Below are 3401 nucleotides of genomic sequence, written 5' to 3'. Positions count from 1 at the left end.
GCCCTGCGGACCGAACCGGCGCGGCCGCGCTCGGCGCCGCACCGGCTGTGGAAGCGCGTGAGCCGGTCGATCGGCGATGTCCTGCCGAAGGGGCTCTATGCCCGGTCGCTGATCATCATCATCGCGCCCGTGGTCCTGCTCCAGTCGGTGATCGCCTACACGTTCATGGAGCGGCACTGGCAGCTCGTGACCAAGCGCCTCTCGGCTGCCGTGACCGCCGATGTCGCCGCGCTGATCGACATCTACGAAAGCTATCCGCAGGACAGGGATGCCGAGACCCTGTCGCGCATCGCCGCCGAGCGGCTGAACCTCGATCTCGACATCCTGAAGGGCGCCAAGCTACCGACCCAAGGGCCGCGGCCGTTCTTCTCGATCCTGGACGAGGCGCTCTCCGACGAAATCAGCCGCCAGATCCGACGGCCGTTCTGGATCGACACCGTCGGCCGCTCGAACCTGATCGAGATCCGGGTCGCGATCCCCGACGGGGTGATGCGGATCACCGCCCGGCGCAGCCAAGCCTACGCGTCGAACTCGCACATCTTCCTGGTCTGGATGATTGGCTCGTCGCTGGTGCTGCTCGGCGTCGCGATCCTGTTCCTGCGCAACCAGATCAAGCCGATCCTGCGGCTCGCTGCGGTGGCGGAGGGCTTCGGCAAAGGGCGGGAGATCGAGTTCCGACCACGCGGAGCCCGGGAGGTGCGCCAGGCGGGCCACGCCTTCATCGAGATGAAGCGGCGCATCGAGCGGGCGATGGAGCAGCGCACGACGATGCTCAACGGTGTGAGCCACGACCTGCGCACCATCCTCACGCGCTTCCGCCTCTCCCTGGCGTTGTTCGAGCAGACCAGCGAGATCGAGGATCTCAGCCGCGATGTCGACGAGATGAGCCGGATGCTGGAGGGCTACCTCGCCTTCGCGCGCGGTGATTCCGCCGAGCCGGCGACGCCCACGGACATGCGCGCGCTGCTGGAAGACCTGCGCAGCGACGTCGAGCGCCTGGGCGCCCATGTCTCGGAGGTCAATCTCGTAGGCGCCCCGGAGGTCACGGTGCGCCCGGGCGCGTTCCGGCGCTGCCTGTTCAACCTCGCCGCCAACGCCGCCCGCTACGGCGAGACGGTGGCGATCTCCGGCCGGCTGGAGGCCCGCGCCTTCTACGTCTCGATCGACGATGACGGGCCGGGGATCCCGCCCGAGAGCCGCGAGGAGGTGTTCAAGCCGTTCGTGCGTCTCGACGATGCCCGCCAGGATGCGGGCGGATCCGGGCTCGGGCTGGCGATCGCCCGGGACATCGCCCGGGCCCATGGCGGGGACATCGCCCTGCACGAGAGCCCGCTCGGCGGCTTGCGGGCGACCGTGCGGGTTCCGGCCTGACGGCCGTCAGGCGTCGCTCGGTCCCCGCAGCCGCTGGATCTCGGCCTGGGTGTTGCGAATGAGGTGGTCGATGCTCGCCGGGTCCAGGGCGGCGCGTCCGAGTCGCTCGCGCAGGGCCGCTTCGCCGCTCCAGGCATAGCCGGCATCTTTCGGCAGGTGGCGCTGCAGCAGCGAACTGACGACACTTTCGCGCCTGTAGGCAGGATGCCGCAGGAGCCGGCCGATCTGCGCCGTCAGGATGTCGAGCGGCGATAGATTTTGGCTATTGCCTCTCGACGTAACTGCTGTTGGGCGCATACTGGCATCTCCTCCCGGAAAGCCAGTATCCGGTTAAATGCTTGCGCTTCGGTGAGCGGCGGCGCGATCCGGCGAAAAACTGCCGCCGCCGGGGTCCCAACCTTTGCGGCAGGGTGGTATGCAGGCTTGACGCCCACGAGCCGCGGCCCACCGCGCGCCGGATCCGAGTGCCCAACATGAACCCGCTCGTCCCCCTGTTCATCCTGCTTTCCCTGCCGTTGGCCGCCATCGGCCTGGTTCTCTACACGGACACGGGCATCGAGCCGGCCCTGTTCTACGCCTCGGTGAAGACCTTCGTGATCCTGGGCGCGATCGCCGCGGCGATGTCGTTCGGCGCCATGAAGCTCGCCGAGCGCACTAAGCACTAGACCGATCGTCCCGCGGAGAGCGCGATGCTGCACGTCGTCCCGGCCTTCTCGCGCATCGGCGAGGAGAACGCGTTCGCGGTGCTGGCCCGCGCCCAGGCGCTCTCGGCCCAAGGGCGGGACGTGATCAACCTCGGCATCGGCCAGCCCGACATGCCGACGCCGGCCCACGTGGTCGAGGCCGGCATCAAGGCCCTGCGCGACGGGCACCATGGCTACACGCCGGCAACCGGCATTCCGGGCCTGCGCGAAGCCGTGGCCCGCGACATCCACCGCCGTCATGCCGTCGAGGTCTCGCCCGACTCCGTGATGATCGTGCCGGGCGGCAAGGTCACCATGTTCATGGCGATCCTGATGTTCGGCGAGCCCGGTGCCGAGATCCTGTATCCAGATCCGGGATTTCCGATCTATCGCTCGATGATCGAGTTCACCGGCGCGACGCCGGTTCCGGTGCCGATCCGCGAGGCGAACGGCTTCGCCTTCTCGGCCGCCGAGACCCTGGCACTGATTACGCCGAAGACCCGCCTGCTGATCGTCAACTCACCCGCCAACCCGACCGGCGGCGTGACGCCCAAGGCCGAGATCGACGCCCTGGTGGCGGGCCTCGCCGACCACCCCGACGTCGCGGTGCTGTCGGACGAGATCTACGGCACGATGACGTATGACGGCGAAGCCCACCACTCGTTGCTGAAGTATCCCGAAATCCGGGACCGGCTGATCTATCTCGACGGTGCGTCGAAGACCTACGCGATGACCGGCTGGCGACTCGGCTGGTCGGTCTGGCCCAAGCCCCTCTACGACGCGGCCCGGAAGCTTGCGGTCAACGCCCATTCCTGCGTGAACGCCTCAACCCAATGGGCCGGCATCGCGGCGCTCGACGGCCCGCAGGATTGCGTGGCCGAGATGGTCGCCGAGTTCGACCGGCGGCGGGCGATCGTGGTCGATGGGCTGAACGCCCTGCCGGGCGTGTCGTGCATCGCCCCGAAGGGCGCGTTCTATGCCTTCCCGAACGTCTCCGAGACCGGCTGGAAGGCCAAGCCGCTCGCCGCCACCCTGTTGGAGGAAGCGGGCGTCGCGGTGATTGGCGGACCGGATTTCGGGATCCACGGCGAGGGCTATATCCGCCTGTCCTATGCCAACTCGGCCGAGAACATCCGCCGGGCGCTGGAGCGGATGGGTCAATTTTTGACCGAGCGGAAGCCGGGCTGATCCTGGGGACGACCGTCCTCCAACCCAAATCCCCTCATCCTGAGCAACCGTTATGCGCACTCGGTGGCGGGACGCCATGGCGTGCCTCGGGCGAGGACGGTGTTGGCGTAGATGAGCAGCTTTCGGGCGCAGGCGATGAGGGCCTGCTTGTGGGTCTTG

At 68.2% G+C, this 3401-nt stretch carries 4 protein-coding genes; 3 read left to right on the top strand and 1 reads right to left on the bottom strand.

Translation table 11 applies throughout. The features are described 5' to 3' along the window. The first annotated feature begins 3 nt into the window (after positions 1 to 3). On the top strand, positions 4 to 1371 hold the full coding sequence (locus FV228_RS24020) for an ATP-binding protein (protein ID WP_147856862.1): 1368 nt from the start codon (positions 4 to 6) through the stop codon (positions 1369 to 1371). 6 nt (positions 1372 to 1377) lie between these two features. On the opposite strand, the gene FV228_RS24015 is transcribed toward FV228_RS24020, so the two are convergent. Continuing rightward, a complete protein-coding gene (locus FV228_RS24015; RefSeq protein WP_147856861.1) occupies positions 1378 to 1668 on the bottom strand; it encodes a hypothetical protein in 291 nt (96 codons plus the stop codon). 176 nt (positions 1669 to 1844) lie between these two features. Here FV228_RS24015 and FV228_RS24010 point away from each other — a divergent pair, with 176 nt between their 5' ends. Then, the gene (locus tag FV228_RS24010; RefSeq protein WP_147856860.1) at positions 1845 to 2036 is read left to right on the top strand and encodes a hypothetical protein; all 192 of its coding nucleotides are present in this window, start codon (positions 1845 to 1847) and stop codon (positions 2034 to 2036) included. 24 nt (positions 2037 to 2060) lie between these two features. Beyond that, the gene (locus tag FV228_RS24005) at positions 2061 to 3242 is read left to right on the top strand and encodes a pyridoxal phosphate-dependent aminotransferase (protein WP_147856859.1); all 1182 of its coding nucleotides are present in this window, start codon (positions 2061 to 2063) and stop codon (positions 3240 to 3242) included. Positions 3243 to 3401 lie beyond the last annotated feature (159 nt).

It is taken from the genome of Methylobacterium sp. WL18, assembly GCF_008040015.1.
In the GTDB taxonomy this organism is placed as follows: Bacteria; Pseudomonadota; Alphaproteobacteria; order Rhizobiales; family Beijerinckiaceae; genus Methylobacterium; species Methylobacterium mesophilicum.
Note: the sequence above shows the minus strand (reverse complement) of the source record. Positions and strands in the feature narration are given on the sequence as shown.

What these genes read in the sequence shown, in the direction of transcription:
- FV228_RS24015 (WP_147856861.1), bottom strand. Translation starts at nt 1,668, where the DNA reads ATGCGCCCAACAGCAGTTACGTCGAGAGGCAATAGCCAAAATCTATCG.
- FV228_RS24010 (WP_147856860.1), top strand. Translation starts at nt 1,845, where the DNA reads ATGAACCCGCTCGTCCCCCTGTTCATCCTGCTTTCCCTGCCGTTGGCC.
- FV228_RS24005 (WP_147856859.1), top strand. Translation starts at nt 2,061, where the DNA reads ATGCTGCACGTCGTCCCGGCCTTCTCGCGCATCGGCGAGGAGAACGCG.